General features: G+C 60.0%; 30 protein-coding genes and 1 tRNA gene. 13 read left to right on the top strand and 18 right to left on the bottom strand.

Features of this window, described 5'->3' with window-relative positions; genetic code table 11:
* Positions 1-219: 219 nt before the first annotated feature.
* From DTJ15_RS07140 to DTJ15_RS07150, 3 genes are read right to left on the bottom strand one after another with little or no spacing between them, the layout of a single operon-like run.
* Positions 220-1,200 carry an NAD-dependent epimerase/dehydratase family protein gene (locus DTJ15_RS07140; RefSeq protein ID WP_249109736.1) on the bottom strand — a complete coding sequence of 327 codons (981 nt, stop codon included), beginning with the start codon at positions 1,198-1,200 and terminating at the stop codon, positions 220-222.
* Positions 1,201-1,202: 2 nt separating this feature from the next.
* Positions 1,203-1,712, bottom strand: a complete 510-nt coding sequence (locus DTJ15_RS07145; protein ID WP_249109737.1) for a DUF192 domain-containing protein — start codon at positions 1,710-1,712, stop codon at positions 1,203-1,205.
* Between the two features lie 29 nt (positions 1,713-1,741).
* Positions 1,742-2,389 (bottom strand): MBL fold metallo-hydrolase, encoded by a 648-nt coding sequence (locus DTJ15_RS07150; protein WP_154980863.1) that lies wholly within the window; start codon positions 2,387-2,389, stop codon positions 1,742-1,744.
* A gap of 521 nt (positions 2,390-2,910) precedes the next feature.
* On the opposite strand from DTJ15_RS07150, the gene DTJ15_RS07155 reads away from it, so the two are divergent.
* Positions 2,911-3,471 carry a CHAP domain-containing protein gene (locus DTJ15_RS07155; protein ID WP_227656447.1) on the top strand — a complete coding sequence of 187 codons (561 nt, stop codon included), beginning with the start codon at positions 2,911-2,913 and terminating at the stop codon, positions 3,469-3,471.
* Positions 3,472-3,516: 45 nt separating this feature from the next.
* On the opposite strand, the gene DTJ15_RS07160 is transcribed toward DTJ15_RS07155, so the two are convergent.
* The 9 genes from DTJ15_RS07160 to rfaD all read right to left on the bottom strand — a co-directional run bounded on the left by DTJ15_RS07160 (position 3,517) and on the right by rfaD (position 10,145).
* Positions 3,517-3,972, bottom strand: a complete 456-nt coding sequence (locus tag DTJ15_RS07160; protein ID WP_043559281.1) for a 23S rRNA (pseudouridine(1915)-N(3))-methyltransferase RlmH — start codon at positions 3,970-3,972, stop codon at positions 3,517-3,519.
* 27 nt (positions 3,973-3,999) lie between these two features.
* The gene (rsfS, locus tag DTJ15_RS07165; RefSeq protein ID WP_373364561.1) at positions 4,000-4,404 is read right to left on the bottom strand and encodes a ribosome silencing factor; all 405 of its coding nucleotides are present in this window, start codon (positions 4,402-4,404) and stop codon (positions 4,000-4,002) included.
* 5 nt (positions 4,405-4,409) lie between these two features.
* A complete protein-coding gene (locus DTJ15_RS07170) occupies positions 4,410-5,000 on the bottom strand; it encodes a nicotinate-nucleotide adenylyltransferase (protein ID WP_043559278.1) in 591 nt (196 codons plus the stop codon).
* Between the two features lie 87 nt (positions 5,001-5,087).
* Positions 5,088-6,182 carry a redox-regulated ATPase YchF gene (gene ychF / locus DTJ15_RS07175; protein WP_043559276.1) on the bottom strand — a complete coding sequence of 365 codons (1,095 nt, stop codon included), beginning with the start codon at positions 6,180-6,182 and terminating at the stop codon, positions 5,088-5,090.
* 75 nt (positions 6,183-6,257) lie between these two features.
* Positions 6,258-6,827 (bottom strand): aminoacyl-tRNA hydrolase, encoded by a 570-nt coding sequence (gene pth / locus DTJ15_RS07180; RefSeq protein ID WP_043559272.1) that lies wholly within the window; start codon positions 6,825-6,827, stop codon positions 6,258-6,260.
* Between the two features lie 14 nt (positions 6,828-6,841).
* On the bottom strand, positions 6,842-7,456 hold the full coding sequence (locus DTJ15_RS07185) for a 50S ribosomal protein L25/general stress protein Ctc (protein WP_043559269.1): 615 nt from the start codon (positions 7,454-7,456) through the stop codon (positions 6,842-6,844).
* Between the two features lie 105 nt (positions 7,457-7,561).
* Complete coding sequence (pgeF, locus tag DTJ15_RS07190) at positions 7,562-8,344, bottom strand: peptidoglycan editing factor PgeF (RefSeq protein WP_249109738.1); 783 nt, start codon at positions 8,342-8,344, stop codon at positions 7,562-7,564.
* A complete protein-coding gene (gene lgt / locus DTJ15_RS07195) occupies positions 8,341-9,168 on the bottom strand; it encodes a prolipoprotein diacylglyceryl transferase (protein WP_249109739.1) in 828 nt (275 codons plus the stop codon). Before lgt ends, pgeF begins: the two co-directional genes overlap by 4 nt.
* Entirely contained in the window at positions 9,165-10,145 is a 981-nt protein-coding gene (gene rfaD / locus DTJ15_RS07200) for an ADP-glyceromanno-heptose 6-epimerase (RefSeq protein ID WP_081563337.1), read from the bottom strand. Before rfaD ends, lgt begins: the two co-directional genes overlap by 4 nt.
* Before the next feature lie 147 nt (positions 10,146-10,292).
* Here rfaD and DTJ15_RS07205 point away from each other — a divergent pair, with 147 nt between their 5' ends.
* The 4 genes from DTJ15_RS07205 to DTJ15_RS07220 all read left to right on the top strand — a co-directional run bounded on the left by DTJ15_RS07205 (position 10,293) and on the right by DTJ15_RS07220 (position 12,299).
* Positions 10,293-10,577, top strand: a complete 285-nt coding sequence (locus DTJ15_RS07205) for an accessory factor UbiK family protein (RefSeq protein WP_086431625.1) — start codon at positions 10,293-10,295, stop codon at positions 10,575-10,577.
* 33 nt (positions 10,578-10,610) lie between these two features.
* Positions 10,611-11,423, top strand: a complete 813-nt coding sequence (gene proC / locus DTJ15_RS07210; protein ID WP_249109740.1) for a pyrroline-5-carboxylate reductase — start codon at positions 10,611-10,613, stop codon at positions 11,421-11,423.
* Between the two features lie 65 nt (positions 11,424-11,488).
* Positions 11,489-12,154, top strand: coding sequence for a TetR family transcriptional regulator (locus DTJ15_RS07215; RefSeq protein WP_249079770.1), 666 nt, complete (start codon positions 11,489-11,491; stop codon positions 12,152-12,154).
* A gap of 70 nt (positions 12,155-12,224) precedes the next feature.
* Positions 12,225-12,299, top strand: a tRNA-Gln gene (locus DTJ15_RS07220).
* A 120-nt stretch (positions 12,300-12,419) separates the two neighbouring features.
* On the opposite strand, the gene DTJ15_RS07225 is transcribed toward DTJ15_RS07220, so the two are convergent.
* From DTJ15_RS07225 to mlaD, 6 genes are all read right to left on the bottom strand, one after another.
* On the bottom strand, positions 12,420-13,265 hold the full coding sequence (locus DTJ15_RS07225) for a hypothetical protein (protein WP_052348986.1): 846 nt from the start codon (positions 13,263-13,265) through the stop codon (positions 12,420-12,422).
* Between the two features lie 390 nt (positions 13,266-13,655).
* Entirely contained in the window at positions 13,656-15,686 is a 2,031-nt protein-coding gene (locus DTJ15_RS07230) for an NAD(+) synthase (protein ID WP_249109741.1), read from the bottom strand.
* A 47-nt stretch (positions 15,687-15,733) separates the two neighbouring features.
* Positions 15,734-16,267 carry a disulfide bond formation protein B gene (locus DTJ15_RS07235; RefSeq protein WP_043559250.1) on the bottom strand — a complete coding sequence of 178 codons (534 nt, stop codon included), beginning with the start codon at positions 16,265-16,267 and terminating at the stop codon, positions 15,734-15,736.
* Positions 16,268-16,300: 33 nt separating this feature from the next.
* Entirely contained in the window at positions 16,301-16,939 is a 639-nt protein-coding gene (locus tag DTJ15_RS07240; protein ID WP_249109742.1) for a DUF2155 domain-containing protein, read from the bottom strand.
* Positions 16,936-17,184 carry a hypothetical protein gene (locus DTJ15_RS07245; protein WP_052348984.1) on the bottom strand — a complete coding sequence of 83 codons (249 nt, stop codon included), beginning with the start codon at positions 17,182-17,184 and terminating at the stop codon, positions 16,936-16,938. The genes DTJ15_RS07240 and DTJ15_RS07245 overlap by 4 nt, the downstream gene beginning before the upstream one ends.
* Positions 17,181-17,756: an outer membrane lipid asymmetry maintenance protein MlaD gene (gene mlaD / locus DTJ15_RS07250; RefSeq protein ID WP_227449742.1), complete on the bottom strand. Its 576-nt coding sequence runs from the start codon at positions 17,754-17,756 to the stop codon at positions 17,181-17,183. The genes DTJ15_RS07245 and mlaD overlap by 4 nt, the downstream gene beginning before the upstream one ends.
* Before the next feature lie 261 nt (positions 17,757-18,017).
* On the opposite strand from mlaD, the gene DTJ15_RS07255 reads away from it, so the two are divergent.
* From DTJ15_RS07255 to DTJ15_RS07290, 8 genes are all read left to right on the top strand, one after another.
* Positions 18,018-19,517 (top strand): vitamin B12-dependent ribonucleotide reductase, encoded by a 1,500-nt coding sequence (locus DTJ15_RS07255; protein ID WP_249109743.1) that lies wholly within the window; start codon positions 18,018-18,020, stop codon positions 19,515-19,517.
* Between the two features lie 162 nt (positions 19,518-19,679).
* A complete protein-coding gene (locus DTJ15_RS07260; protein WP_043559245.1) occupies positions 19,680-20,039 on the top strand; it encodes an AtpZ/AtpI family protein in 360 nt (119 codons plus the stop codon).
* Positions 20,017-20,766, top strand: coding sequence for a F0F1 ATP synthase subunit A (locus tag DTJ15_RS07265; RefSeq protein WP_043559242.1), 750 nt, complete (start codon positions 20,017-20,019; stop codon positions 20,764-20,766). Before DTJ15_RS07260 ends, DTJ15_RS07265 begins: the two co-directional genes overlap by 23 nt.
* A 54-nt stretch (positions 20,767-20,820) precedes the next feature.
* Complete coding sequence (locus tag DTJ15_RS07270) at positions 20,821-21,048, top strand: ATP synthase subunit C family protein (RefSeq protein ID WP_018979931.1); 228 nt, start codon at positions 20,821-20,823, stop codon at positions 21,046-21,048.
* 11 nt (positions 21,049-21,059) lie between these two features.
* Positions 21,060-21,632, top strand: a complete 573-nt coding sequence (locus tag DTJ15_RS07275) for a hypothetical protein (protein ID WP_249109745.1) — start codon at positions 21,060-21,062, stop codon at positions 21,630-21,632.
* A 2-nt stretch (positions 21,633-21,634) separates the two neighbouring features.
* Positions 21,635-22,135 (top strand): ATP synthase F0 subunit B, encoded by a 501-nt coding sequence (locus DTJ15_RS07280; RefSeq protein WP_081562458.1) that lies wholly within the window; start codon positions 21,635-21,637, stop codon positions 22,133-22,135.
* 21 nt (positions 22,136-22,156) lie between these two features.
* Entirely contained in the window at positions 22,157-22,891 is a 735-nt protein-coding gene (locus DTJ15_RS07285; protein ID WP_408610228.1) for a glycosyltransferase family 2 protein, read from the top strand.
* 90 nt (positions 22,892-22,981) lie between these two features.
* The gene (locus DTJ15_RS07290; protein ID WP_249109747.1) at positions 22,982-24,655 is read left to right on the top strand and encodes a glycosyltransferase family 39 protein; all 1,674 of its coding nucleotides are present in this window, start codon (positions 22,982-22,984) and stop codon (positions 24,653-24,655) included.
* The last annotated feature ends 79 nt before the right edge of the window (positions 24,656-24,734 follow it).

The raw sequence follows: 24,734 nt of genomic DNA on the forward strand, positions 1-24,734 counted from the left end.
CTTAAAGTCAGATACATCAGCTTCCGTCTTCCATCAGCCTTCACTAACGAAAACGCCGCCAACATATCCCTTCCAGTCTCTACTTTATAACCCATATTCTCTTGTCAATGACCACCCCAGCCGCCCCAGAACTCCCGCCCCAGCGCCGCCGGTGAATGGGCTTATACGCAGATCCCCCTCACCGCACAACCCCATCACACCAAAAAAATCAAAAAAACTTCAAAAAAAGTTAAAATATCCTGAATTTCCGCAGAGCCACGCCACAAACCTGCTGATTCCTTCCTCCAGAGACACCTGCGGTTCCCATGGAATCACTGCCTTCAGAGCGGTCGTATCAGCCCATGTCTCCAGTATATCCTCCGCAGGTCTGGGAGCTTTCTGGATAATGGCCTGTCGTTCCAGAGATGTTTCAAGACACCGGATCAGATCCCTCACAAGACGGGGCTGCCCATATCCCACGTTGAAGAGTCGGCTTTCTCCTGCACTCGGCGGCGCATCCATCAGATGCAGAATCGCCTCTACGACATCATCAATATACGTGAAATCCCTTGCCAGCCCTTCGGCATCCCAGAGGGTCAAAGGATGCCCCGCCTGAATCGCTCTGGCAAAACCATAACAGGCCATGTCCGGGCGCCCCATCGGGCCATATACCGTAAAGAAACGCAGACCGGTCTGGGCAAACCCGTAAAGATGACTGTAGGTCTGCGCCGTAAGCTCGTTCATCCTTTTGGTCGTGGCATAAAAAGATGCCTGCGCCCCAACAGGAACGGATTCGGAGAAAGGAAGGGCCGCCGAAGGCCCATACACGGCGGAGGACGAGGCATAGAGAATCTGCCGCAACCGGGACAGGGTCCGGCAGGCTTCCAACAGACTGACCTGACCGGCAATGTTGTCCTCTATATAGGCATGGGGCTTGAGCCGGGACTGCCTGACCCCCGCCCGGGCAGCGAGATGCAGAACCGTATCAATGTCAGGATACTGTGCGAACAGACCTGCCAGGGCAGCCTGATCACGCACATTGGCCCTGACATAATGAAAGCCAGACTGCCCATGCAGTGCAGCAAGCCGCAAAGGCGCCATGGCCGGAGTGGACTGCTCACTATCAAGCCCGATGACACGCCATCCACGAGCCAGCAGGACACGGGCCACATGAGACCCGATGAACCCAGCAACCCCTGTTATGAAAACCGTGCGGGACACATTCAGTGTGCCCCACCAGGCAGAGCATCGGACACGATGCGGTTCCCCACCACCAGCCCCAGCCTTTCCGCCGTTCCGGCAGGAAGCTCCAGAACAGCCCGGACAGGCCCATGACTGCTGATGATTCCCTCACTCAGGGGTGTTGTATGTTCCTCAATGGCGTGAATACGGTTCTGATCATCAATGAAGATCATGTCCAGCGAGATGAAAGTGTTGCGCATCCACATGGCGGATTCCTGCGGGGCAGGCCAGACAAACAGCATGCCATGATCCGGCTTTATCTTCTTGCGGAACATCTCACCCACTTCCTGCTGGCGTGGCGTGCTGGCCACTTCCACCCTGAAGGCATGGCTGCGCCCGGTCTGATCGGTAATGGTCAAGGCAACTTCGGGTAATGGTGGCTGTGCCTCCGTAACCATTTCTTCAGCCCGAACCATGCCACCAGCAGCAGCCAGACCCGCCAGGACGAGTCCACCTGCCAAAAGACCCCACTGATAAACTCTTTTCATCATCCCTCTCCTTATCTGCACCACCATGCCGATCAGTGCTGAAATGCCGGATTATGCTGCCGCTCTTCCCCTATCGTGGTCGGCAGGCCATGACCCGGCAGGACGATGGTATCGGCCGGAAGAGTGAACAGTCTGCTGCGGATCCCCTCCAGCAGCTGTCTTTCATTGCCATAGGGGAAGTCTGTCCGCCCCACCGTACCACGGAACAGCGTATCACCGGCAATCACCAGCCCTGCCTGCCGCAGGATGAACACGACATGACCGGGCGTATGACCGGGAACATGAGCAACCTCAATGTCATGCCCAAGAAAGGACAGTATATCCCCGTCGCTGGAAAAACGGTCCGGTGTGACGCTTTTCATGCCATCCAGCCCGAAAGCAGCCGCCTGCTGCTCGATTCTCGACAGCAGAAACAGGTCCTCCCGCAACGGCCCGATGACAGGCACGTCACCCCCCTGCCGGTCCGTCAGCAGTTTCTTGAGGTCGGCAGCACCTCCGGCATGATCAAGATGACCATGTGTCAGCAGGATGGCCTCGACATGCAGCCCCTCGGCTTCCCGGGCCAGCCGCACACTTTCTCCGCCAGGGTCGACAACAATCGCCCGCCCCATCTGGTCCGACAGAATCGTGCAGTTCTGACGAATCGGTGTCACGGTCACTTTCCGCAAGGTTAATTTCATGACGGGCTTCCATTTCCGGGCATCAAACAAGAAATGATCTACAACGTCATACCCCTACCCGACAAGAAACCACCACTTCCCCACACTCCACACCCATGAAATAAAATACTGCAGCAAGAAAAGCAGAGTAGACGAATAGAAGATTCGGATCTAAATACAGTTTCTGGAGCCATTTCTCCTTTACCTTTCCGGAGGGCCATGCCTCTTGCAGGCTTTGCCTTGCCAAATGAGTATGATCAGCCTGAAACATATTTCTAATTGGTATATATTTCCTAATGTTAAATCTTATTCAGGTTTCTCTGCCCATTTCATGCCATTATTTGTCTTGTCATTCACCGGCTTCTTCTGATAGTTTCCCGGAACTACTGAAAGAATGAGGTCCACTTCGGTCAAACAGAACGGGAAGATGTATCATGCGCCGTGCCGGGAAACGGTTATTTTTATCATGTCTGGTATTATCTGCGGCAGCATTCTGCGCTCCCAAGGCCGAAGCGAGGCACCATGTCCGCCATTCAAGCCGTTTGATCAGAAGCAGCCACTTCCTGCACAGGCATTACCGCCACTATGGTCATGCCCATGTCATCCAATGCGTTGCCTATGTGCACCAGAGCACGGACTTCCACATCCGTGGCAATGCACGGGACTGGTGGCGCAATGCTGAAGGCATGTACGCCCGTGGCCAGCAGCCCGAGCCCGGTGCTGTCCTCAGCTTCCGTCCCACACGCCGTATGCCACTTGGGCATGTTGCCGTTGTCCGTCGGCAGATCGACAGCCGGACCATCATGATCGACCAGGCACACTGGGCCTCCAACGGCATCAGCCACAACACGAGAGTGGTGGACGTGTCTCCTGAGAATGACTGGACAGCTGTCCGTGTGGCTCTCCCGGGCAATGGGGAACGTCTCGGCAGCATCTATCCGACGCATGGCTTCATCTACAACCGTCAGGACGGTTCTGCCCCTGTTTCCACACGGTACCGCAATGTCATTGCCAAAGGAACGGCCAGTGACATGGAAACAGCCTCCGTTCCGGCTGATGCCAGCTTCTTCGGAGACGAGGCTCCCAGCCGGTCTCTCCAGTAAGAACTGGACCTCACGACCGTAATCCCACAAAGCCGGACCGTTCCCTCAAGGACGTCCGGCTTTGTGGTATGGATGACCTGTCTGGATGGACTGTGCCCGGAAGAGCTGCTCCGCCAGCATGACCCGCACCAGCATGTGTGGCCATGTCAGCTTCCCCAGCGAAAAAACAGCATCCGCCCGCTGAAGAATGGCGGCATCAAACCCTTCGGCTCCCCCAATCATGAAACAGACAGGGCGGCCACTCTCCTGCCACGTCTGCAATCGGGACGAAAAGGCCGGGCTATCCAGCAGACGGCCCCCTTCATCCATCGCCACAAGAAACGCATTGTCAGGACAGGCAGCCAGAAGGGAATCGGCCTCCCGCCGTTTCAGTTCGGCAGGAGCACCCCGGCCCTGGGCCACTTCCACAATCTCCAGCTTCGGACGCAACCGGGCGCAGTACCGCTCCAGCAGCTCCCGTTCCGGGCCGGCCTTCAGCTTTCCTACGGCGATGAGCTTCATCAGAAAACCCTCTCGCCAGCCACCACCTCATTCAACGGCAATTTCTTCCGCAGCCGCATCAAAGTCACCACCCCACATGCGTTCCAGCGCATAAAGCTCACGGCTTTCCGGCATGAAGAGATGGACAACCACATCTCCTGCATCCATCAGAACCCAGTCACTGCCCTGGTCCCCTTCAATCTGCGGGCGGGCAAGATTTTCTTCCTTCAGGCGACGTTCCAGATGCTGGGCCATGGCAGAAATCTGACGCTCGGAAAGACCGGAAGCAATGACCATGCGCTCAGCGAATCCGGCACGACCTGTCAGGTCCAGCACGACAATGTTCTCGGCTTTGTCTTCATCCAGACTGTCCGTAATGACAGACAGAAGACGGGCCAGCCCTTCCTCATCACTATGAGGGGCGGAAGCGGGGGTTTCAGTCGCGTTGATGATGGTTCTCACTCCTGATCGACAGACGGGCAGAACAGCCCCTTTTGACGCAAAGCGGTCGAAGATATGTCATTCTGAGGTGCCGAAAGGAATGTCCAGCCCGGCCCACTCCCTTTTTCTAGCAGAAGAGACGCCGCCCTTCCATCACGACGATGATGCCGCAGGACGGAACTGGCCCGCCCCTTGAGGGCCGGTATGATGCTTCCGGGACGAGGCAGGACAGCAATCGGCACCATCTGCGCCAGCCGCCGCCATGACCGCCAGCGGGAAAACTGGGCCAGCCCGTCTGACCCCATGAGCCAGACAAAACGGCACTGTGGGAAACGCTGCCGGAGCATGGCCACGGTCCGGACCGTGTAACGCTGCCCCAGCTTCTGCTCTATGTCCGTGGCGATGATGCGCCGTCCATCTGCCAGAGCCTGTGCCGTTGCCAGCCGCCGGGAGAACGGCGCCATTCCCTTGCGGGGCTTGAGGGGATTCCCCGGAGACACCATCAGCCAGACCTGATCCAGCTTCAGACTTGCCAGAGCCTTGCGGGCCAGCTGGATGTGCCCCTCATGCGCCGGATTGAACGACCCTCCCAGCAGGCCGATGCGCATCCGGCGGCCATCCCCGAATCGGGATGCAGCAGCCCCCAGCGGAGTCGCCGGAAGCCTTTCGGGACGAGGCCCCTTCATGAGGCTGTCTTACACGTTGAAGCGGAACAGCAGGACATCACCATCCTGCACGACGTAATTCTTGCCCTCGACACGCAGCTTGCCGGCCTCACGGGCACCCGCCTCGCCCTTGTAGGTGACGTAATCATCATAGGCGATGGTTTCGCAGGCGATGAAGCCACGCTCAAAGTCATTATGAATGACGGCTGCCGCCTGCGGGGCCTTCGTACCTGCCGTGATCGTCCAGGCCCGGGTCTCCTTCGGCCCTACCGTGAAGTAAGTCTGAAGGCCCAGAAGGCGATAACCAGCAGCAATCACACGGTCCAGACCGCTGTCCTTCAGGCCGAGGCCATCCAGAAACTCGGTCCGTTCCTCAGCCTCAAGCTGGCTGACCTCCGCCTCGATGGCCGCAGAGACGATGACAGCCCCGGCACCTTCCGCCTCGGCCCTCTTCCGCACCTGCTCGGAATAGGCATTGCCGGTCGAAGCCGCCGATTCTTCCACGTTGCAGACATAAAGGACGGGCTTGGTCGTCATCAGCTGGAGGCGGGCAGCCTCTACTTCTTTCCCCTCAGGAACGGCCGTACGGGCCGGTTTGCCCTCACGCAGGGCGGCCAGCAGCGGCTCCATGAGTTCCAGCTGTTCCTTGGCCTCACGGTCATTGCCACGGGCACGCTTTTCCAGCCCGACCTTGCGGCGCTCCAGACTGTCCAGATCGGCCAGCATCAGTTCCGTCTCGATGATGTCCGCATCCCGCACGGGGTCCACGCCGCCCTCGACATGGGTGATGTCATCATCATCAAAGCAGCGCAGGACGTGGATGATGGCATCCACCTCACGGATGTTGGCGAGAAACTGGTTGCCCAGCCCTTCCCCCTTGGAAGCCCCACGGACCAGCCCGGCAATATCCACAAACTCGAGGCTCGTTGGCACAATGCGCTGAGAGTTGCCAGCCTTGGCCAGAACCTCCAGCCGTTCATCCGGCACGGCCACCCGCCCCGTGTTCGGCTCGATGGTGCAGAACGGATAATTGGCAGACTGTGCCGACGCTGTCTGTGTCAACGCATTGAACAGGGTGGATTTGCCGACATTGGGGAGGCCGACGATCCCGCAGTTGAACCCCATTCGCTCTCTCCCCTTTCTGTGCCCTGCCGGTCTGGCTCATCTCTCGCCACCGCAGGCCTGTTAGATTCTCTGTTTTCAGTTCCGCCGCAAGGCTGTTTTCGTCATGAAGGCCTCATGCTCACCCTGCGCCAGAAGTGGCGTGGCATCGGCCATGTCATCCAGCCACAGCTCCAGCTCAGACCGTTCCGTGCTAGAGAAATCCCCCAGTACATGGCCATGCACCTTTTCCCGGCTGCCCGGATGGCCGATCCCCAGCCGCACACGCCAGTAATCAGGGCCGGGCAGGGCCTTGTCCATGGAGCGCAGGCCATTATGCCCGGCCGCTCCCCCGCCCCGTTTGACCCGCATCTTTCCGAAGGCCAGGTCCAGCTCATCGTGAAAGACGGTAATCTCATCCTGTGGGATTTTATAGAAACGTGCTGCCTGCTGCACGCTGTCACCAGACAGATTCATGTAGGTCAGCGGCTTGAGCAGAAGAACCTTCTGCCGCCCGACCATGCCTTCCGCCGTTTCCCCACGGAAGCGCTTGCGCCACGGGCCGAACCCGTGGCGCGCAGCGATCGCATCGACCGCCATGAAGCCGATATTGTGCCGGTTGCGGCTCATTGATGCGCCCGGATTACCGAGTCCGACCCAGAGCTTCACAACCGCAATACCCCTTACTTGGCTTCAGCTGCTTCCTCAGAAGCCTCTTCCGGCTCCTCGTCAACCGTCGGCGGAGCGATGGAGGCAATCACGAAGTTCGGGATATGCAGGGTCGGTGTGGAGTGCTCCGTCCCCTGGAGGTCGTCCCAACGCACGTTGTCGTTGATGTCCAGCTTGCTGAGGTCAACCGTGAAGTGCTCAGGGATGTTCTCGACCGGAACTTCCACGTCAACGGAGTGACGGGCAATGTTCAGCACGCCGCCACGCTTGATGCCCGGAGCCTCATCTTCACCCGTGAAGGTGATGCCCACCTGAACATGCACGCTCTGGCCAGGAACCAGACGCAGGAAGTCGATATGGATCGGCGCATCGGACACCGGATGGAACTGGATGTCACGGATCAGGGCATGGACCTGCTCACCACCGATGCTGAACTGGTACAGGCGGGACTGCCAGGCACCACGGTGCAGCTCTTTCATGATGATGCGGGGGTCGATGGAGACCAGAGCCGGCTCCTTCTTGCCACCGTACACCACGCCCGGGACCATGCCCTCACGACGTGTTGCGCGCGCTGCCCCCTTACCTGCTTTGGCGCGCTGGGAGATCTCCAGTGTCGTTACTTTCGCCACGTTATACGCTCCTGCGTTCTGAAATTGTCATGCCCAACCGGCCTCCAGGGGTGCCGGATGGTTGCCCCGCCCTAGCGGAAAAAAGCGAAAAAGACAATTTTTTTATCAGTCCAGCCCCGCACGGATGACAGCAATCTGGCGGCCCGTCCGCCCGTCACCATGCACTGTTGCCCGGCGATGGCTGAAAAAACGCTCCTCCGCCAGCGTATCATGGCCTGTCCATTCTGCCTGCACGCCCTCTTCTGCCAGACGGAACAGGCAGAAAGCGGGCAGATCAAACTGATGATGCCCAGCTCTTGCTGCCTGACTGAAAAACCGCTCGCCCTCCGGGTGCCGTTCCAGAACGGCCCGGCACATGTCCTCACCCACTTCATAGGAGACAGGGCCGATGCAGGGCCCCACCACGGCACGGAGTCCCTCCGCCCCCAGCAGACGCATCTGCCGGACTGTCTCTTCCAGCACACCTCCCACAGCTCCACGCCAACCTGCATGGGCTGCACCAACAATCCGCCCATCGTCCGACGACAGCAGCACAGGGGCACAGTCCGCCGTGGCTACGCCCAGAGCAAGCTCCGGGCAGTCCGTCACCAGCGCATCACCCGCCGGAAGGGCCTCGTGGCCCTGCGTATGAGACCAGACCTCATCAACCTGGCGCAGCACATGCACATCCGCTCCGTGAACCTGCCGGAGCGCAGCAAACCGCTCCAGCTCCACACCCACGGCAGCCGCCATCCGCCGCCTGTTCTCCTGCACGTTGTCCAGCCGGTCCTGCGTCCCCAACCCGCCATTGAGGGTATCATGGGGAGCCACAGACACGCCCCCCTCCCGGGTAAAGAAGCCATGCCGGACAGGCAGAAGCGGCGACCGTAAGAAGACAGGCTGTGTCATTCTGCAATCCAGTCCGTCTGCCGGGCGGAACGGCTGAAGGCATGAGCCATCAGGCCAATCCCGGCCAGTGCCATGGGCAGGCACAGGAGCTGCCCCATCGTGATTCCCCCAGCCAGAAAGCCGATATTGTCATCCGGCTGGCGGAACAGCTCACAGAAGGCCCGGGCACAGGCATAGCCAAACAGGAACAGCCCGGACAGGAACCCGGCCCGTGCCCGCAAGGCTGGGCGGCTGACAGCCAGCAGCATCACGACCAGTAGCAGGACACCCTCCGTCAGGGCTTCATAAAGTTCGGACGGATGCCGTGGCTCCGGCCCGACAGCGGGAAAGATCATGGCCCACGGCACGGCACTCGCCACTGGCCGTCCCCAGAGTTCCCCGTTGATGAAATTGGCACACCGCCCCAGAGCCAGCCCGATGGGCACCACCACGACGATCCGGTCTGCAAAGGCCAGAAAGTTCAGGCCCCGCCGCCATGTGAACAGGGCCAGTGCAATGATGACCCCTGCCGCTCCCCCATGAAAGGACATGCCGCCCTTCCATGTGGCGAAGATTTCCAGAGGATGGGACAGAAAGAAAAGCGGCCGGTAGAACAGGACATAACCCAGCCGCCCCCCCAGCAGCACACCCAGCACCGCATAGGCAAGGAAATCATCCACGGCTACCTTCGTTGCCACCTTCGGCCCAAGCTGGACCAGCCTGCGGGCCAGGGGCAGGGCAATGATGAAAGCCAGAATATAAGCCAGAGCATACCAGCGCACCACCAGCGGCCCGATCTGGAAAGCAACGGGGTCCAGCCCCGGGAAGATAAGCGGATGTGTCACAGATACGGCCTTCCTGATGCCAGATACCCCTTGATGTAATGGCTGATCCCGTCCTCCGGTGTTGTGAAAGGAGCCGTATATCCAGCCGCCCGCAGTGCCCTCATGTCAGCCTGCGTGAAGGACTGGTACTGCCCCCTCAGGCTCTCTGGCATCGGAACATAATCGATCTCTGCTGCCCGTCCCGCCGCAGCACAGACAGCCCGGGCCAGAGCCTCGTATGTACAGGCCTGTCCTGTCCCGCAATTGAACAGCCCGCTGACGGCAGGGTGTTCCAACAGCCAGAGCAGGACATTCACCACGTCCCCGATCCAGATGAAATCACGCTTCTGCTGCCCATCCGCAATATCAGTCCGGTCGGACTGGAACAGACGGATGGGATTGCCGGCCATCAACTCATCATATTTTACCTTGATGACCGAAATCATCCGCCCCTTGTGATACTCATTAGGGCCATAAACATTGAAGAACTTCAGACCGGCCCATTGTGGTGGGGTCGGTTCCCCAGCCTCTACCGTCCGCTTCACCCAGAGGTCGAACGCCTGTTTGGACCAGCCATAAAGATTGAGCGGCTGCAATCCCTCGATGCTGTCCAACCCGTCTGCAAACAGCTCTGGCCGGTCTGCCGCCCCATAGGTTGCTGCCGAAGAAGCATAAAGGAACGGCACCTCATGCTCCACACACCACCGCCAGAGCTGCTGGGACAGGGTGACATTGCTCTGCCAGACCAGGTCTCCATCCCGGGCCGTCGTTTCACTGATGGCCCCCAGGTGGATGACGGCCTCCACCCCTCTCACCGTTGCCAGAAAAGCGGAAAGTTCATGGGGGGGAATGATCTGGTGGGGAGGATGGCTGGCAAGATTGTGCCACTTCCCCTGATCATGCAGATAATCCACAATGACAGTCCGCCGCCCCTGCCGGAACAGGGCCTGCTGCACGCATGAACCAATAAATCCGGCTCCGCCGGTGACGATAATCATTCTTCCTGTATAGTCTGGCCAGATGCGGCTTCCAACAGAAAGAACGCAGAAACAGGGATGACGGTTGACAGACCGGCTTCCTGTTCTGAAAGAGTCGTGGCGGAAAAGACGGTCCGTTTTCAATGCTGAATGTCCAGGAGTAGCACCATGGTCTCTCGCCCCCGTTTCCTCGATGATCTGACCGGCCTTGCCGGAACGGCGTTTTCTGCCGCATCCGGCCTGCGGGAGGAGGTCCATACGCTGATCCGCAGCCAGATCAACGAGATGCTGTTCTCCCTCAACCTTGTCCGCCGGGACGAATTCGAGGCCGTGCAGGAAATGGCCAGCCGCGCCCGGGCCGAGCAGGAACGGACCGAACAGCGCCTCAGGGAGCTCGAAGCACGACTGGACGAGCTGGAACAGGCCCTGACAGCCCCACCCTCACAGCACTGATTTTTCACAGGACATGAACGGAGACTTCCCATCATGACAGCTCCCACCCTTCTTCTCGTCGGTTGCGGCAAAATGGGCGGCGCCCTCATGCGGGGCTGGGTCAACAGCCCGAACCCGCCACGCCTCTTCATCCTGGACAGGAAGCTCCAGGACGCCCCGGCAGGCAGCACCGTCTTCCGTACCCCGGAAGAAATCACTACGGACGTGACACCGGACATCATCGTCCTGGCTGTCAAACCAGCCGGTGCGGAAACCGTGCTCAAAGCCCTGCGACAGAGCCTCGGTGCCCGCATGGACAAGGCCGCCCTGCTGTCCGTCATGGCAGGCAAGAACTGTGAAAAACTGGCTGAATGGTGTGGCCGGGCGGACATGCCCATCATCCGCACCATGCCCAACACACCTTCCAGCGTTGGAGCAGGCAGCACGGGGCTATACGCCTCACCGCATGTCAGCAGGGAACAGAAAGAGCTGGCCATCCGCCTGATGGAGCAGGTTGGTACGGTCGTCCCCGTTCCACATGAGGAAGACCTGCGGTCTGTCATCGCCATTGCCGGCTCTGCTCCCGCCTATGTCTTCCTACTGGCCGAACTGCTGGAAAAAGCAGGGCAGGACCTGGGGCTGGAACAACAGGCCGCCCGTACGCTGGTCCGCAGCATGATCTACGGTGTGGGCAAGATGCTGCATGAACTGCCGGACGATGCCGAAGCCCTGCGCAGGAACGTCACCAGCCCCAACGGGACAACGGCCGCAGCCCTGAATGTCTTCATGGCTGAAGAAAACTGGCCCCGACTGATCCCGCTGGCAGCCGAAGCCGCCATCAAACGGTCCCGTGAGCTGGATGACTGACATCGGATGCAGGCAGACACCACTCTGCCTGCATCACCATAGCCGCACGGACAGGGAAAACCATCATGACTCTTGACCATCACGACCCGCTTTTCGACAGGACCATGATTGAGGCCACCCTCCAGCTTGCCCAGAGCCATGGCTGGCAGCGTGTCTCTCTTGTTGATGCTTCACGTGAAGCGGGGCTGCCCCTCCAGCAGGTCCGGCAGCGTTTCCCGTTCAAGTCCATGATTCTGATCCGGCTGAACAGCCAGATTGATGATGCCGCACTCTGCGGGGAAAGTTACGGTGCGACTGTTCGTGAACGGCTGTTTGATCTGCTCATGCGGCGTTTTGATGCCATGCAGGATTACCGCTCCGGCATCTGCGCCATCATGCACACCCTCCCCCGAGACCCTGCCCTGGCAGCGCTTCTCGCCGGAACCACGATGGAAAGCCTGCGCTGGGTCGCTGATGCCGCAGCACTGGACCGTCACGGCCTTGGTGGCATGATCCGCCTCAACAGCCTGCTGGCCATATGGTCCAGAACGCTGGCACGCTGGGAGAAAGACTCAACCCCAGACCTTGCCAATACGATGCAGGTGTTGGACAGCACGCTCGCCCGTGCCGAACGGATGGGCCTGTTGAAGGAATCTTCCGCCTCTGGGCAGGCTGACATGGTTACAGAAGAGGGTGGACTGCCCGACCATGTTGCCCCTGAGGAAAACAGTAATAACAACGTGTTGGACTGATCCCTCCTACAAAAAATGGCGGCCCTCTCTTTACCCTTCTGGCCGTTCGGGATAAGAGAAGAGTCTGCGTTGGGGCGTAGCCAAGCGGTAAGGCAGCGGATTTTGATTCCGCCATGCGGAGGTTCGAATCCTCCCGCCCCAGCCAGTATTTCATCCCTGAAAATCAGAACATGAAAAAACGCCGCTCCCTCTTCGGAAACGGCGTTTCATCCGTAGCTGCACTCAGATGCTGTCTGCCCTCCCTGACGAAAGGGCAGACACCCCATCAGAACTTCTGGAAGTCCTTCGGGTGAAGCTGGTTCTGATCAAGGAAGGTGATCTGGCCCTGATCATTCGGCAGCTCGATGGTCGTGTTGCCACCCTTGACGGTCTGATGCTCAAGCATCTGGCCGATCTGCTCGTCCGTCGCCTTGAGGCCAACCTTGTTGCCCGCAGCCTTGCCAAAGTCGGTAATCGTGTAATGACCGCCCTTGTTGTTCAGGAACTGGAAGAGATTGGCAGACCCGCTGCCACCACTCAACGTAGCACCGGCATCAGTGCCACCACTGACCGTATTGTGCACGGTGATCGTGTCGGACGCTGTACCACCCTTGATGGTATCACCAATTCCGGCAAAAGCCTGAAGAGACTGATGGGACTTGGATGCATCAAACAGGATGTTGTCCGGATGCAGGGCATCACTCTGATGATCCGTCTTGAAGACGCTCTGACCAGCACTTCCCTGGCGGGCATAGTGATAGACACTATTGGCCGTCCCGAAGATGGTCGCATTGTTACCAACAGAGTGGGTACCGGACCCCACACCACCAAGGAAGCTCAGCGTTCCACCAAGGGAAAGCCGCGTCCCATCCCCGGCAGCGGAGATAGTATCCTGACCACCCAGCACAGTTGCCTGCGGCAGACTGGTCGCATCATTCCCCATGCGGAAATCAATTGAACCATTACCCACGACATCAGACGGGGCCAGCGGCGTGCCATCACCAGAGCCTGAAGAAGACACCAGAGATGCAAAGGAGGTTGAAAACAGTCTGTTCAGGTCCTCTGCCCCCTGCGTGGGGATGCTTACAGGATACTGATGCTGCTGCCCTCCCGGGACGGTTACAATAGCCACGAAACTTCACCTCAATGCAGCGTTGTCACACTCAACTGGGCCAACAGGCAGAACTGCCGCCACAAACGGAACGACCGGCCCTTCTCACCTCCCCCTTGAGCTCTGAGGGTCAACATTTTTCATGGCCTCCTCGGGTCCAAATTAAGGAATATCTGTGACACCCCCTCAAAACCCTACGCTTCAGCACAAATTAAGGAACGGCATGACAAGGACTCTCTTTTCACTCATGAGTAGTAAACATATGGCTTCAAAATTACAACATGTTTATTTATTTTTTATTAAACAAATCGCCCGTCAGGTGCAAACCGCATGACGCCTTCCATGAGAATCGCATGGAAGGCGTCCATCGACTGCCGAGACTACGAATCTGGATTTGCGGAACAGCCCGCCTTACTGCAACCGGGACTCGAGCCGCTCCAGAGCAGCCAGCCAGAGCGTGGCTGTCCCATCAGATGGCGCCCGCCAGTCCCCACGGGGGGAAAGACTTCCCCCAGCCACCACTTTCGGCCCATTGGGCATGGCCGACCTCTTGAACTGGCTGGTTGCAAAAAAACGCCGCATGAACAGGCGCATCCAGTGAATGATGGCCGGCAGGTCATAGGCGACCCGGTCCTGCTGCGGATAGTTCAGGGGCCAATCGCCCCTTCCCGCATCCCGCCATGCATGAAACTGGAGAAACGCTATCTTTTCAGGCGGGAAGCCATACCGCAGCACATGATAGAGAGTGAAATCCTGCAAGGGATACGGGCCTATCATCTGTTGGGTACTCTGCACCCCCTGCCCCTGATCGGGCACCAGCTCCGGTGAAATCTCTGCCGAGACAATCTTCTCCAGAACAGTACGGACCGATGCCGAGAAGCTCCCATCATGCCCCACGGCCCAGCGTATAACATGCTGGATGAGTGTCTTTGGCAACCCGGCATTGACATTGTAATGCGCCATCTGGTCCCCGACGCCATAGGTGCACCAGCCCAGCGCCAGCTCGGACATGTCTCCCGTACCGATCACCAGCCCCTGATGATGGTTGGCCAGACGGAAAAGGAAATCCGTCCGCAAACCTGCCTGCACATTCTCAAAGGTCACATCATGGACAGGCTCCCCACGCCCATAGGGATGGTCGATGGCCACCAGCATGGCTTTCGCCGTGGGGCGGATGTCCAGCTCCCCGGCGCTGACACCAAGGCTCTCCATCAACCCATGGGCCATGGCAAGGGATGCACTGCCCGTCGCAAAGCCCGGCATGGTTCTGGCCAGAATGCGGCTCCGCTCCCAGCCAAGGCAATCCGCCGCCTTGACCGCCACCAGAAGGGCCAAAGCACTGTCCAGTCCGCCCGACACGCCAATGACCATGGTCCGGGCATGAGCTGCCTTCAGCCGCTGGCACAGCGCCTGAACCTGAATGTTCCACGCTTCCCGGCAATCCTGCTCGCACTGCTCCGGGCGGAAGGGCACGAAAGGGAAACGGGGCACATCCCTCATCAGCCCACGGTCCTTCACCTCCGGTGCCAGAGTGAAACGGACATGACGGCTTCCATCATCATCGGCCGGGACGAAATAGCCCATCTGAAGCCGTTCCTGCCGCAACCTGTCGAGATCGATATCCGCCATGATCATGGCACCCTGCCGGAGGAAACGCTCCGACCGGGCCAGGCAGTCCCCGGCCTCATGGATGAGAAGCTGGCCATCCCAGGCCAGATCAGTCGTGGATTCACCCTCGCTGGCTGCTGCATAAAGATAGGCGCTGACGGTCCGCATGGACTGTGCCCGGCAGAGCAGGGTTCTGTGCTCTGCCCGTCCAACCGTCACCGGCGAGGCTGAAAGATTGGCCAGCACCGTGGCCCCGGCCACAGCCAGGGCTCCGCTGGGAGGCTGGGGAGCCCAGAGGTCCTCACATATTTCCACCCCCAGCACCAGACCGGAAACATCCTCGGCTTCAAACAGGATGTCCGTTCCAAATGGCACGGCACGCCCTCCCAGCATGATGGTTCCGGAGCAGCCCTGACCACTGGTGAAATGCCGGGGTTCATAAAACTCCCGGTACCGGGGCAGCATCGTTTTGGGGACAATGCCGAGAATCCGTCCCCGGTGGAAAATGGCCGCACAGTTGTACAGGGCATCTCCCCGCCGAACGGGCAGACCAACGATGCCAACCGTCATGCATCCTGCCGTCGCCTCAACCAGAGCCAGCAGAGCTTCCAGCGCCCCATCCAGCACCACCTGCTGGAAGAAAAGGTCCTCCAGCGTATAGCCTGTCAGCCCCAGCTCCGGGAAAACCGCCACGGCAACACCCTGCTCATGGCAGCGCTCCAGCCACTCCTGCACGATCCTCCCATTCTGCCGGGGGTCGCCCAGAGTGATGGGCGTGGTACAGGCCGCAACACGGGCAAAGCCCTGCCGGTAAAGACACAGAAAATCAGCCATGGTCATGGCGGCTTCCTCCCGTTGGAGACTCCTCTCAGCCTGACGGCTCACACATCCAGCCGACCATTCCGCACAAAACGGAACAGACGGTGCGTCTCCATGACAGCCAGACCAAAGACCAGCACGGCATACAGGGCGGAAAGCGTTGTCATGGAAACAGGCAGACCGAAAGGATAATCTGGCAGGTCACAGGGTTTCGTGGGCCGTGCAGGAAGATGGGCCATCCAGTCCGCAAAATCATGCCCTTCCACAAGGCCAACGTGACATTCCGCCGCAGGGCTCGGCCACAACCCATGCTCCACCCCGACATGAAGAACCCCCAGACCGACGCTGACCGCCAGGCAGACCAGCCCGGCCACGGCCGCCCAGCGGGCATAACGGGGGGACAGGACCAGAGCCAGCACACCCAGCCCCAGCAGCACGCGCCAAGGTCCCCGCTCCCAAAGGCACAGCTCACACGGCACCATGTGCAGGAATGTTTCCGCCACGAAAACGATCAGGAACACGAGCAGGGCGGCCAGGACATACAGCCCACCAATATGCCAGACGGCCCTGATCTGCCGCTTGTCAGTAAACAGCATTCCCCTCATCCTCCCAGTCTCATCCATCCAGCCTCAATGCTGGGTGCCCACACCCTGCGCCGGTTGCGGCGGTGGCAACAGGGATGTCGGCCCGGATGAGGCGGCTCCCTGCTCACCACTACCACCAGAAGAAGGCGGTGCCAGCACGGTCGGCCCCCGTCCTTCATCCGCCTCCACATGCGGGGCAATGGCCATGGGCAGCTGCGGCTGCACAGGCGCTGGCAACGGCCCAACCATGGGGTCTACCCTGTCCCCATCACAGGACACGACCTGCACATCATACAGGGCACCTGCATACGCCCCCAGGGCCGGATCGTCCGTGAACATCCATCCCTCGAAGGGCGGACTGCCGGATTCCTGTTTCTCTTCAATCTTCAGCAGGATGGCCGTCTGCGCCGGGAGACCATCCGGCCTCTGAAGGCACCGCTCCAGCCGGAGGGAAAGAGGCCCATAAACAGCATCATCCCCCACATGCAGCGGCACGAGTTCCACATGGGAATCCAGGCGCCGCATGATCCGCAGCACGGCTCCATTGCGCCCCTGCCACGCCGTGGCCGGATAAACAGCCGGAGCGGCCACGCCCCGGACTCCTTCCGCCCGCAGGTTCTCCGGCACCGCGGCCAGCAGCCCCGCCAGACAGGACAGGGCCAGAACTGTCTTCCTGATCCTCACTCCGCACCTTCCTTTTCCACCACCTCGACGACACCACTTTCCACCATCACATCAGCCAGAAGCCGCTCCATGCGGTGCCGCAGAAAGACAGGCCCGACCTCCATGAGCAAAGCATCGGCGCAGGCATCGCGCAGCACCTGCCTCAGTTCCACTTCATTGTCCCGCAGGACACGCAGCTTTCCCGTGCAGCTTATGGGCTGCCCCTCCCTGTCCAGCCAGGTCTGCTCATCAGAGGCGTGGCTCACGGTGATGTCTGCCCTGCACCAGGCGCCGACTCCGGAACGGCCGCAGAAGCGGCGGCCGGCTGCGCTGCCGGAGCAGCCTTCTTCTGAAGGGAGTCCGTGACCGAAAAAATGAACTTGCTCAGCAGCTGCTCAAGGCTGATGGCCCCCTGCGTTTCACCAATGGTCCCGTCAGGCGCCAGCATGGCCGTATCGCCACCCGGCGTCAGCGCCACATATTTCCCGCCAAGAAGGGAATCCGACGTGATGATGGCCCCGCTATCCACTGGCAGGTGTATGTCAGAAGCAACGGAAAAAACGACATTGGCCTGGAAGGTGTGTGGGTCCACCTGCATGCTCCGCACATGCCCGACAGTTACGCCTGCCAGCCGGACATCCGAGCCCACACTCAGCCCGTCAACATGGCCAAAGGCCGCATGAAGGGGATAGCCACTGTCCTGCGGATGCTGCCGCCCGACAAGAGCCAGCACGACAAGCACCACCAGTGCAGCAGCGGCCACCAGCCCGACCAGCAATTCCATCCGCTCCCGGCCAGCCCGCCTTGCTGCGATATATCCGGCATTGTCCGAAGCCATGAACACATCCTCATTCAAGCATTGTTGACCCATCATGCAGTCACGCCGTACCGCTCTAGCGGACTCAGCCCTTCACGTCCAACATCCTGCATGATGGACGCCATTTTTTCTTTTTCCTCCCAAGGCTGGCAGTTATCCCCCATATCCCCATTTTTCTGCCCGCTTATGCCCGTTTTCCCCCTGCGGTCATGGTTTCATCATTCCCCCTTCAGTACTAGACTCGTCAGCATGAAAGCGCATCTTCACTGGAATGGCGTTCACATGAGAACGCTTCAGACGAGCATCGACCCCGACAGCACAGCCCTGCGTGCGGTCACCCTTCCTTCTGTCTGGAGTGATGACGCCGCCCAGGCGCTTGTCCAGCTGGCGCCGGCAGAAGGTGGGCCTGTCCGCCTTGCCAGTGAATCCGCCCGCTGGGTGGAGATGATCGACACCACCCCCCACCTGCCACACAGCCCACAGGATGCTCCGCCGGTCGGTCGTGGCCTGTCCTGCCTGCTTCTGATGCAGCAGATGGCACCCAACGCAGCTCTGTGGCGCAATGAGCCGGACGGGCAGCCCGGCTTCATCATCCGGCTTTCCGGTTTCGTGCAGGATGGCATTTTCGCCACGGAACATTTCGCAGCCTGCCTGAAGCTGGCCTGCGACAGCCTGCGTCGGCTGGATGCCGCACGGCGCCCCTACCGCAGCGGCGACCTTCCGCTTTTTGATGACCCTGCCCCCCGTGACGACAGTGACGGTCCCGCCGGCATTGTCCTGCTGACAGACCTGGACGCCTGCCTGGCGGGCCTCGGGCTGGATTATGACAGTGACGAAGGCCGGGCCATTGCCACAGCCATCACCCGTTTCACACGGCTTGTTGCCCACGCCGGTACTGCAACGCCGGAAAAAGCCTTCTCCTGCCCGCAGGCACCAGACCTGGAGCAGGTCAGCATTGCCATCAGCGCCGCCACACAGTCCCTGTCCGGCCTTGCCACGATCGAGACCGGGTTCTCCTCCCCCGGGCCGGTCGATGCCCTGCTGGATGTGGAATCCTGCGGGCTCGGCCCAATTTTCTCGCTGGTCAACAGTCAGGGTGGGCTGCGTCCTTCCACTCTGGAGCGTCTGGCCCACAAGGGCCTCTCACCGGAAGCCGCCCTCGCCCTGACACTGGACGGACAAACACCCCTCCAGCCAGCTGGTGCCAAGGCCCACGCCCTGATGCATGACGCTGTCCTGCCCTTCTGCGACCATCTGCCAGCCCTGCCCGAGCCGGAAACGGACGACCTCAAGGAGAAGCTGGGCCGTGGCGTCCGTCGTCCCCTGCCCATGCGTCAGGGAGGCTTCAGCCAGCGGACCTCCATTGGCGGGCACCGTCTCTTCATGCGGACCGGTGAATTTGAAGATGGCAGTCTGGCATCCCTGTCCCTCACCCCTCCTCGGGAAAGCCCCATGGCCCGTGGGCTGATGGAATGTTTCAGCCAGGCCGTCAGCATTGGCCTCCAGTTCGGCGTGCCGCTGGAGGTGTTTGTCGAGCAGTTCGCCTATTCCCGCTTCGGAGCCTGCGGCACGGTGGAAGGGGACGAAATGGCCAGCTATGCGACATCCATGCTGGATTATGCCTTCCGCGCCCTTTCGGAGGCCTATCTGGGCCAGCGCATGCCTGATGCCCCTGCCGAGTCCGGCGAAAAACAGCATGAAGCCCCCATGCTGCCCTTTGGGCCGGAGCAGGACGGTCCATCCTCCCGCCCCCGGAACAGGAAGCTGCGCCTCGTCGGCTGAGGCGCCATGCCAGAAATGCAGGGCGGGAAATCATTGACAGTGACGGAACAGCCTGTCTAGCTAGACCTGTCCAGCACGGGCTTCCTTTCCGATGGCGCTACGCCACGAAAGGAACGGAGCGCTGCCCCGCCAGATACGACGGGGAGTTATGGGGGATCGCGCATGATCGATCACGATACAGCCAGACGTGAGCCGTTCGATGACCGTCTCGCCCGGCTGGAGCAGAAGGTGGCTCCCCGGACCGGGAAAGCGAAGCCGTCAGCCCTCTCAGAACAGTCCTCCCTCGGCATGGCCTTCCGCATCGCCAGTGACATGATTGCCGGTATTGCTGTTGGTCTGGGCATTGGCTATGAGCTTGACCGATGGACAGGATACAGGCCTGTGTTTATAATTGTGTTCGCCATGCTTGGCATGGGAGCCGGCCTGCGGAATGTCTGGCGTGTTGTGAATGTGATGGATGTCCCCGAAAGTGGGACGCAGAAAAACGGGAGAAGCCAGCGTGGCCAGCGGATCGACGATTGACGCGCTCGGGCAGTTTGAGCTGCATCCGATTTTTGGTTCTTTTGGTGAGGCCCTGTGCCTCTCCCAGGCCCCGCTGTACATGGTCATCAGTGTGGCTGTCGTGCTGGCGTTCCTCTATCTCGGCATGAAGCCGAAGGCTGTTGTGCCCGGTCGTCTCCAGGCTGCGGCGGAGGTCAGTTACGAGTTCGTGCACGGCCTGGCTGTCGATACCATCGGTGAGAAGGGCACGGCCTTCTTTCCCTTCGTCTTTGCCCTGTTTTTCTTCATCCTGGCCGGCAACTATATCGGTCTGCTGCCATTCTCCTATACATTTACCAGCCACATCGCCGTGACCTTCGCCCTGGCGATCACGGTATTCATTCTCTGCATCCTGACCTCGCTGCGGTTCCAGGGCATTGCCTTCCTGAAACATTTCATGCCGGAGGGGGCTCCGGTGGCCCTGTGCCCCATCCTGATCCCCATCGAGATTCTTTCCTACATCTCCCGCCCCATCAGCCTGTCCATCCGTCTGTTTGCCAACATGGTGGCCGGGCATGTGCTGCTGGAAGTCTTCGCAAGTTTCACGATCATGCTTGCCGGTCTCGGAGTTGTCGGCGATGTGCTGGCTGTCACTCCGCTTGTGCTCAACATCGCACTGACGGCACTTGAGCTGCTGGTAGGGCTGCTACAGGCCTATGTCTTTGCCATCCTTACCTGCATTTACCTGCGTGAGGCTGTCGATCACTGAGTGACCGATACCTCCACGTGTTTTCCTTCGCCCTGTCTTAAAGGAACCTGAACCATGGATCTTCTTCATCCCGCCCGTGAGATTGGTGCTGGTCTTGCCGTGATTGCTCTCGCCGGTGTCGGTGCTGGTATCGGCAACATCTTTGCCGCCCTGGTGAACTCCATCGCCCGCAACCCGGCTTCCCGCCCGCATGTGTTCGGTCTGGGCATGCTTGGCTTCGCCCTGACGGAGGCCATTGCCCTCTTCGCCCTGCTGATTGCCTTCCTTATTCTCTTCGTCTGAGGGCAGGACCCATGCGCCTTACGCCTCGTTTCCTCCTGTCTGCCGCCGCCCCCCTTGCGGCCTTACCGGGCCGGGCCGTGGCGGAAGGCATGCCCCAGCTCCACTTCAAGGATCCCCTGTTGCAGGGGCAGGTGGTCTGGGGTGCCATCATTTTCATCGTCTTCTACCTGCTTCTGAGCCGTTCCGCCCTGCCTAAGGTGGCGGATGTCATCAAGGCCCGTGAAGTCCGCGTCCGGAACGATCTGGACGTTGCCCGCCGCGCCCGCAAGGATGCCGACCAGGCCCAGAAGGAACTCTGCGAGGCCCGCGAGAAAGCCATGGAAGAGGCCCGCGCCACCATCCAGGGCATCCGCGATACGGCCAAGGAGAAAATCCGGGTTCAGGCAGAAGAAACAGCAGCCCGCCTGGAAGCAGAGATCAAGAAGGCTGAAGCGCAGATTGCTCTGTCCCGCAGCAATGCGCTGGGCAGCATCAATGAGATCGCATCCAGCACTGCTACGGTTCTGACAGAGCGCCTTGTTGGCACAGCCGACCAGCGGGCCATTGCCGCTGCTGTTGAACACGCCCATGCTGCGAGGAGCTAAGCATGTTTCATGAACCCCGCTTCTGGACAGCACTTGCTTTTGTCCTGTTCTTCGTCATCTTCGGTCGCAAGATATGGGCTGTTGTCACATCCAAGCTGGATGACCGGGCTGATGAGGTCCGCAAAAATCTGGATGAGGCCACACGTCTCCGCCGTGAGGCCGAGCAGATGCTCGAAGATTCCAGACGTGACCACAAGCAGGCCCAGGAAGAGGCTCAGGCACTGATTGCCAAGTCCAATGCTGAGGCCCAGCAGCTGCGTGCCCAGGCCGAAAGTGATGCGGCAGAGATTGTTGCCCGCCACGAAAAAATGGCCCGTGAGCGTATTGAAGCTGCCGAAAAAATCGCCCTGCGCGACATCCGCCGTGAGGCGGCCGCCTTGGCCCTGGCAGCTACAAAGGACGTTCTTGGTAAAAAGCTGGCTGAAGACCCCGACCTTGCCAACAGGCTCATCAATGATGGCCTGAAAGCACTCCCGCAAGCCTTTGGTGACAAAGCTGCGTAAGACATCATGACAGCCAGTGAGATGACCAGTCCCTTGCTGGCTGTCGTGATTACCGTCCTCAATGAGGGCGAGAATATCCTTCCCGTCTGTGCAGAAATCCGCACGGCTCTTGAGAGCCTGCCACCGGCAGAGATCATCTTCGTGGATGATGGCAGTACGGACGACACCCTCCAGAAATTGCAGGAAGCCCGCAGCACTATCCTGCCCGGGTTGCGTATTCTGTCCCATCCCTCCTGTCTGGGTAAATCTACGGCCCTGCGCACGGCCATCAGGGCCGCCCGTGCCCCATGGATCGCCACAATGGATGGAGACGGACAGGACGACCCTGCCTTCATCAAAACAATGGTCGAAGCCGCATGGAACCATGGTGAAGGGGCTGTCGGCCCTCTGGTTGTTGGCGTCCGCCGCAAGCGTCAGGACAGGCTCTCCCGCAGGTTTGCCACCCGTTTCGCCAATGGTCTGCGCCAGCATCTGCTCAAGGATGACTGCCCTGATACGGGCGGGCCGCTCAAGCTCTTCCCACGCGACCTGTTCCTCTCCCTGCCCCAGTTTGAAGGGCTGCACCGTTTCATCCCCGCCTTGATGAAAAGCTACGGCGCCCCCCTCATCTGCATCGAGACACGACACAGGGCCAGGCTTCATGGCCATTCCAAATATACCAATCTGCACCGGGCTCTCGTGGGGGTGCGTGACATGCTGGGGGTTCTCTGGCTACAGAACCGCACCCGTCGGCCACCACCACTGAACGAACTGTAAGACAGCAGCCTTTCTCCCCGCCCGGCACCGGACGACCCTTCTGACGATCCGGGCATCATGCCCGTTCATCCAGTGCGAACCGGAGTTTTCATGCCTCCAAAATTCCGTCATTACGCTCTGCTTGCCGTTCTGGCGTTTCTGGCTGCCTTGCCGGGGCGCATGAGCCTGCCCCCGCTGGACAGGGATGAACCACGCTACATGCAGGCCACAGCCCAGATGCTCTCTTCCGGCAATTTCCTGGACATACGCTTCCAGGACCAACCCCGCTATCTGCAACCAGCAGGCATCTACTGGCTGGAAGCCGGAGCGGTAAAGGCCTCCGAAATCATCACACAGGATGAAACACTACGCCATGAAAGCTGGCCCTACCGTATCCCCAGCCTTCTGGCATCAATCTGCAGCATCCTCCTGACAGCCTGGATCGGAACCCGTCTGTTCGGATTTTCTACAGGCCTGCTGGCGGCAGGCCTGCTCATGGTGGCACCGCTATTTGCCGCAGAGAGCCGGATGGCCACCATCGACAGCACCCTGCTGCTGGATATTCTGTGCCTTCAGGCCCTGCTGCTCTGCCATTTCACCGACATGCAGAAGGGCAGAACGACACCATGCCGTTCCAGCATCCTCTACTGGAGCGCTCTCGGGGTAGGGATGATGCTGAAAGGCCCCATTGTTCTCATCCCCGCCCTGGGCACCCTGATCTCACTCTCCATCTGTCTGCGCAGTACGGCACTCATCCGACAGTTGCGGGCCGGGTGGGGCTGGCTGCTCAGCGTACTCATCGTCCTTCCCTGGTGTCTTGGCATTGCTCTGGTCAGTCATGGTGAGTTCTTCCGCCGTGCCGTAGGCCACAATCTGCTTGGCAAAATTGCCCACCCGCAGGAAACACACGGCTTCCCCCCCGGCTATTATCTCCTCCTGTTCCTGCTCGCTTTCTGGCCAGGGGCTCTGGCAGCCATACGCTCTCTCCCAGCCCTCTGGCAGCGACGTGCCAAACCAGAGACCCTGTTTCTTCTCTGCTGGATCATCCCACACTGGCTCATCTTTGAGTGTCTGGCCACCAAGCTCCCTCATTATGTCCTGCCAACCTACCCGGCCATTGCCATTCTGGTGGCTGCCAGCCTGACGGTCTGGCCCCTCGTACCGCTACGTTCTCTCTGGACGAAACTGGGGGTGTCCCTCTACGCCCTCGCCTGGGGATTGGCCGGACTCCTCTTCTGCCTGGCCGGGCCAGTCCTGCTCTACAGGATGGAAGGCCACCTCTTTGCGGATGCGCTCATACCTGCCCTGGGCAGCCTGCCACTCCTTCTGGCAGGCCTCCGGCTCATCTGGAAACAGAACTGGTCCGGCGGGGCACTCTGCGCCATGGGTGCCGCCCTGCTGACCGAAACGGGCATCTTCCTCTGCGTCATTCCCCATCTGACCAGCATCCAGCTTGCTCCCCGCATTGCCGAGAGCTTCCGGGAGCTCCGCCCCTGTCCCGACAGCGCCCTGATTTCCCCCTCCTACAGGGAACCCAGCCTTGTCTTCCTTACCGGGGGCCGGGCCATACTGCTGCCACCATCGCAAGCAGCCCATGAACTGCATGACCACGCACGCTGCGATCTGGCTCTCCTGGACAGGAAGGATGACCCAGCCTTCCAGCAGGAACTGGCCCGCCTTGGCACGGAGAGCATTCTGTATGACCAGTTTGACGGACTGAATTACTCCAACGGTCACAGGCTTCATCTGCGGCTCTATGCCAGCAGTGAAAAACCCACCCGCTGAAAAGGAAACTCATGCCTTGACCTGATGGCAGCCCTGAAGAGAAGCGGCTCGCTTTCATTAAAAAACTGACATAGAATGA

Source organism: Parasaccharibacter sp. TMW 2.1891, from assembly GCF_023337675.1.
In the GTDB taxonomy this organism is placed as follows: domain Bacteria; phylum Pseudomonadota; class Alphaproteobacteria; order Acetobacterales; family Acetobacteraceae; genus Bombella; species Bombella apis.

Coding starts and splice junctions, on each gene's coding strand:
- DTJ15_RS07145 (WP_249109737.1), bottom strand. CDS start 1,712: ATGATGAAAAGAGTTTATCAGTGGGGTCTTTTGGCAGGTGGACTCGTC.
- DTJ15_RS07150 (WP_154980863.1), bottom strand. CDS start 2,389: ATGAAATTAACCTTGCGGAAAGTGACCGTGACACCGATTCGTCAGAAC.
- DTJ15_RS07160 (WP_043559281.1), bottom strand. CDS start 3,972: ATGAAGCTCATCGCCGTAGGAAAGCTGAAGGCCGGCCCGGAACGGGAG.
- DTJ15_RS07170 (WP_043559278.1), bottom strand. CDS start 5,000: ATGCGCATCGGCCTGCTGGGAGGGTCGTTCAATCCGGCGCATGAGGGG.
- ychF (WP_043559276.1), bottom strand. CDS start 6,182: ATGGGGTTCAACTGCGGGATCGTCGGCCTCCCCAATGTCGGCAAATCC.
- pgeF (WP_249109738.1), bottom strand. CDS start 8,344: ATGACACAGCCTGTCTTCTTACGGTCGCCGCTTCTGCCTGTCCGGCAT.
- rfaD (WP_081563337.1), bottom strand. CDS start 10,145: ATGATTATCGTCACCGGCGGAGCCGGATTTATTGGTTCATGCGTGCAG.
- DTJ15_RS07205 (WP_086431625.1), top strand. CDS start 10,293: ATGGTCTCTCGCCCCCGTTTCCTCGATGATCTGACCGGCCTTGCCGGA.
- proC (WP_249109740.1), top strand. CDS start 10,611: ATGACAGCTCCCACCCTTCTTCTCGTCGGTTGCGGCAAAATGGGCGGC.
- DTJ15_RS07215 (WP_249079770.1), top strand. CDS start 11,489: ATGACTCTTGACCATCACGACCCGCTTTTCGACAGGACCATGATTGAG.
- DTJ15_RS07230 (WP_249109741.1), bottom strand. CDS start 15,686: ATGGCTGATTTTCTGTGTCTTTACCGGCAGGGCTTTGCCCGTGTTGCG.
- DTJ15_RS07235 (WP_043559250.1), bottom strand. CDS start 16,267: ATGCTGTTTACTGACAAGCGGCAGATCAGGGCCGTCTGGCATATTGGT.
- mlaD (WP_227449742.1), bottom strand. CDS start 17,756: ATGGCTTCGGACAATGCCGGATATATCGCAGCAAGGCGGGCTGGCCGG.
- DTJ15_RS07255 (WP_249109743.1), top strand. CDS start 18,018: ATGAGAACGCTTCAGACGAGCATCGACCCCGACAGCACAGCCCTGCGT.
- DTJ15_RS07260 (WP_043559245.1), top strand. CDS start 19,680: ATGATCGATCACGATACAGCCAGACGTGAGCCGTTCGATGACCGTCTC.
- DTJ15_RS07270 (WP_018979931.1), top strand. CDS start 20,821: ATGGATCTTCTTCATCCCGCCCGTGAGATTGGTGCTGGTCTTGCCGTG.
- DTJ15_RS07275 (WP_249109745.1), top strand. CDS start 21,060: ATGCGCCTTACGCCTCGTTTCCTCCTGTCTGCCGCCGCCCCCCTTGCG.
- DTJ15_RS07280 (WP_081562458.1), top strand. CDS start 21,635: ATGTTTCATGAACCCCGCTTCTGGACAGCACTTGCTTTTGTCCTGTTC.
- DTJ15_RS07285 (WP_408610228.1), top strand. CDS start 22,157: ATGACCAGTCCCTTGCTGGCTGTCGTGATTACCGTCCTCAATGAGGGC.
- DTJ15_RS07290 (WP_249109747.1), top strand. CDS start 22,982: ATGCCTCCAAAATTCCGTCATTACGCTCTGCTTGCCGTTCTGGCGTTT.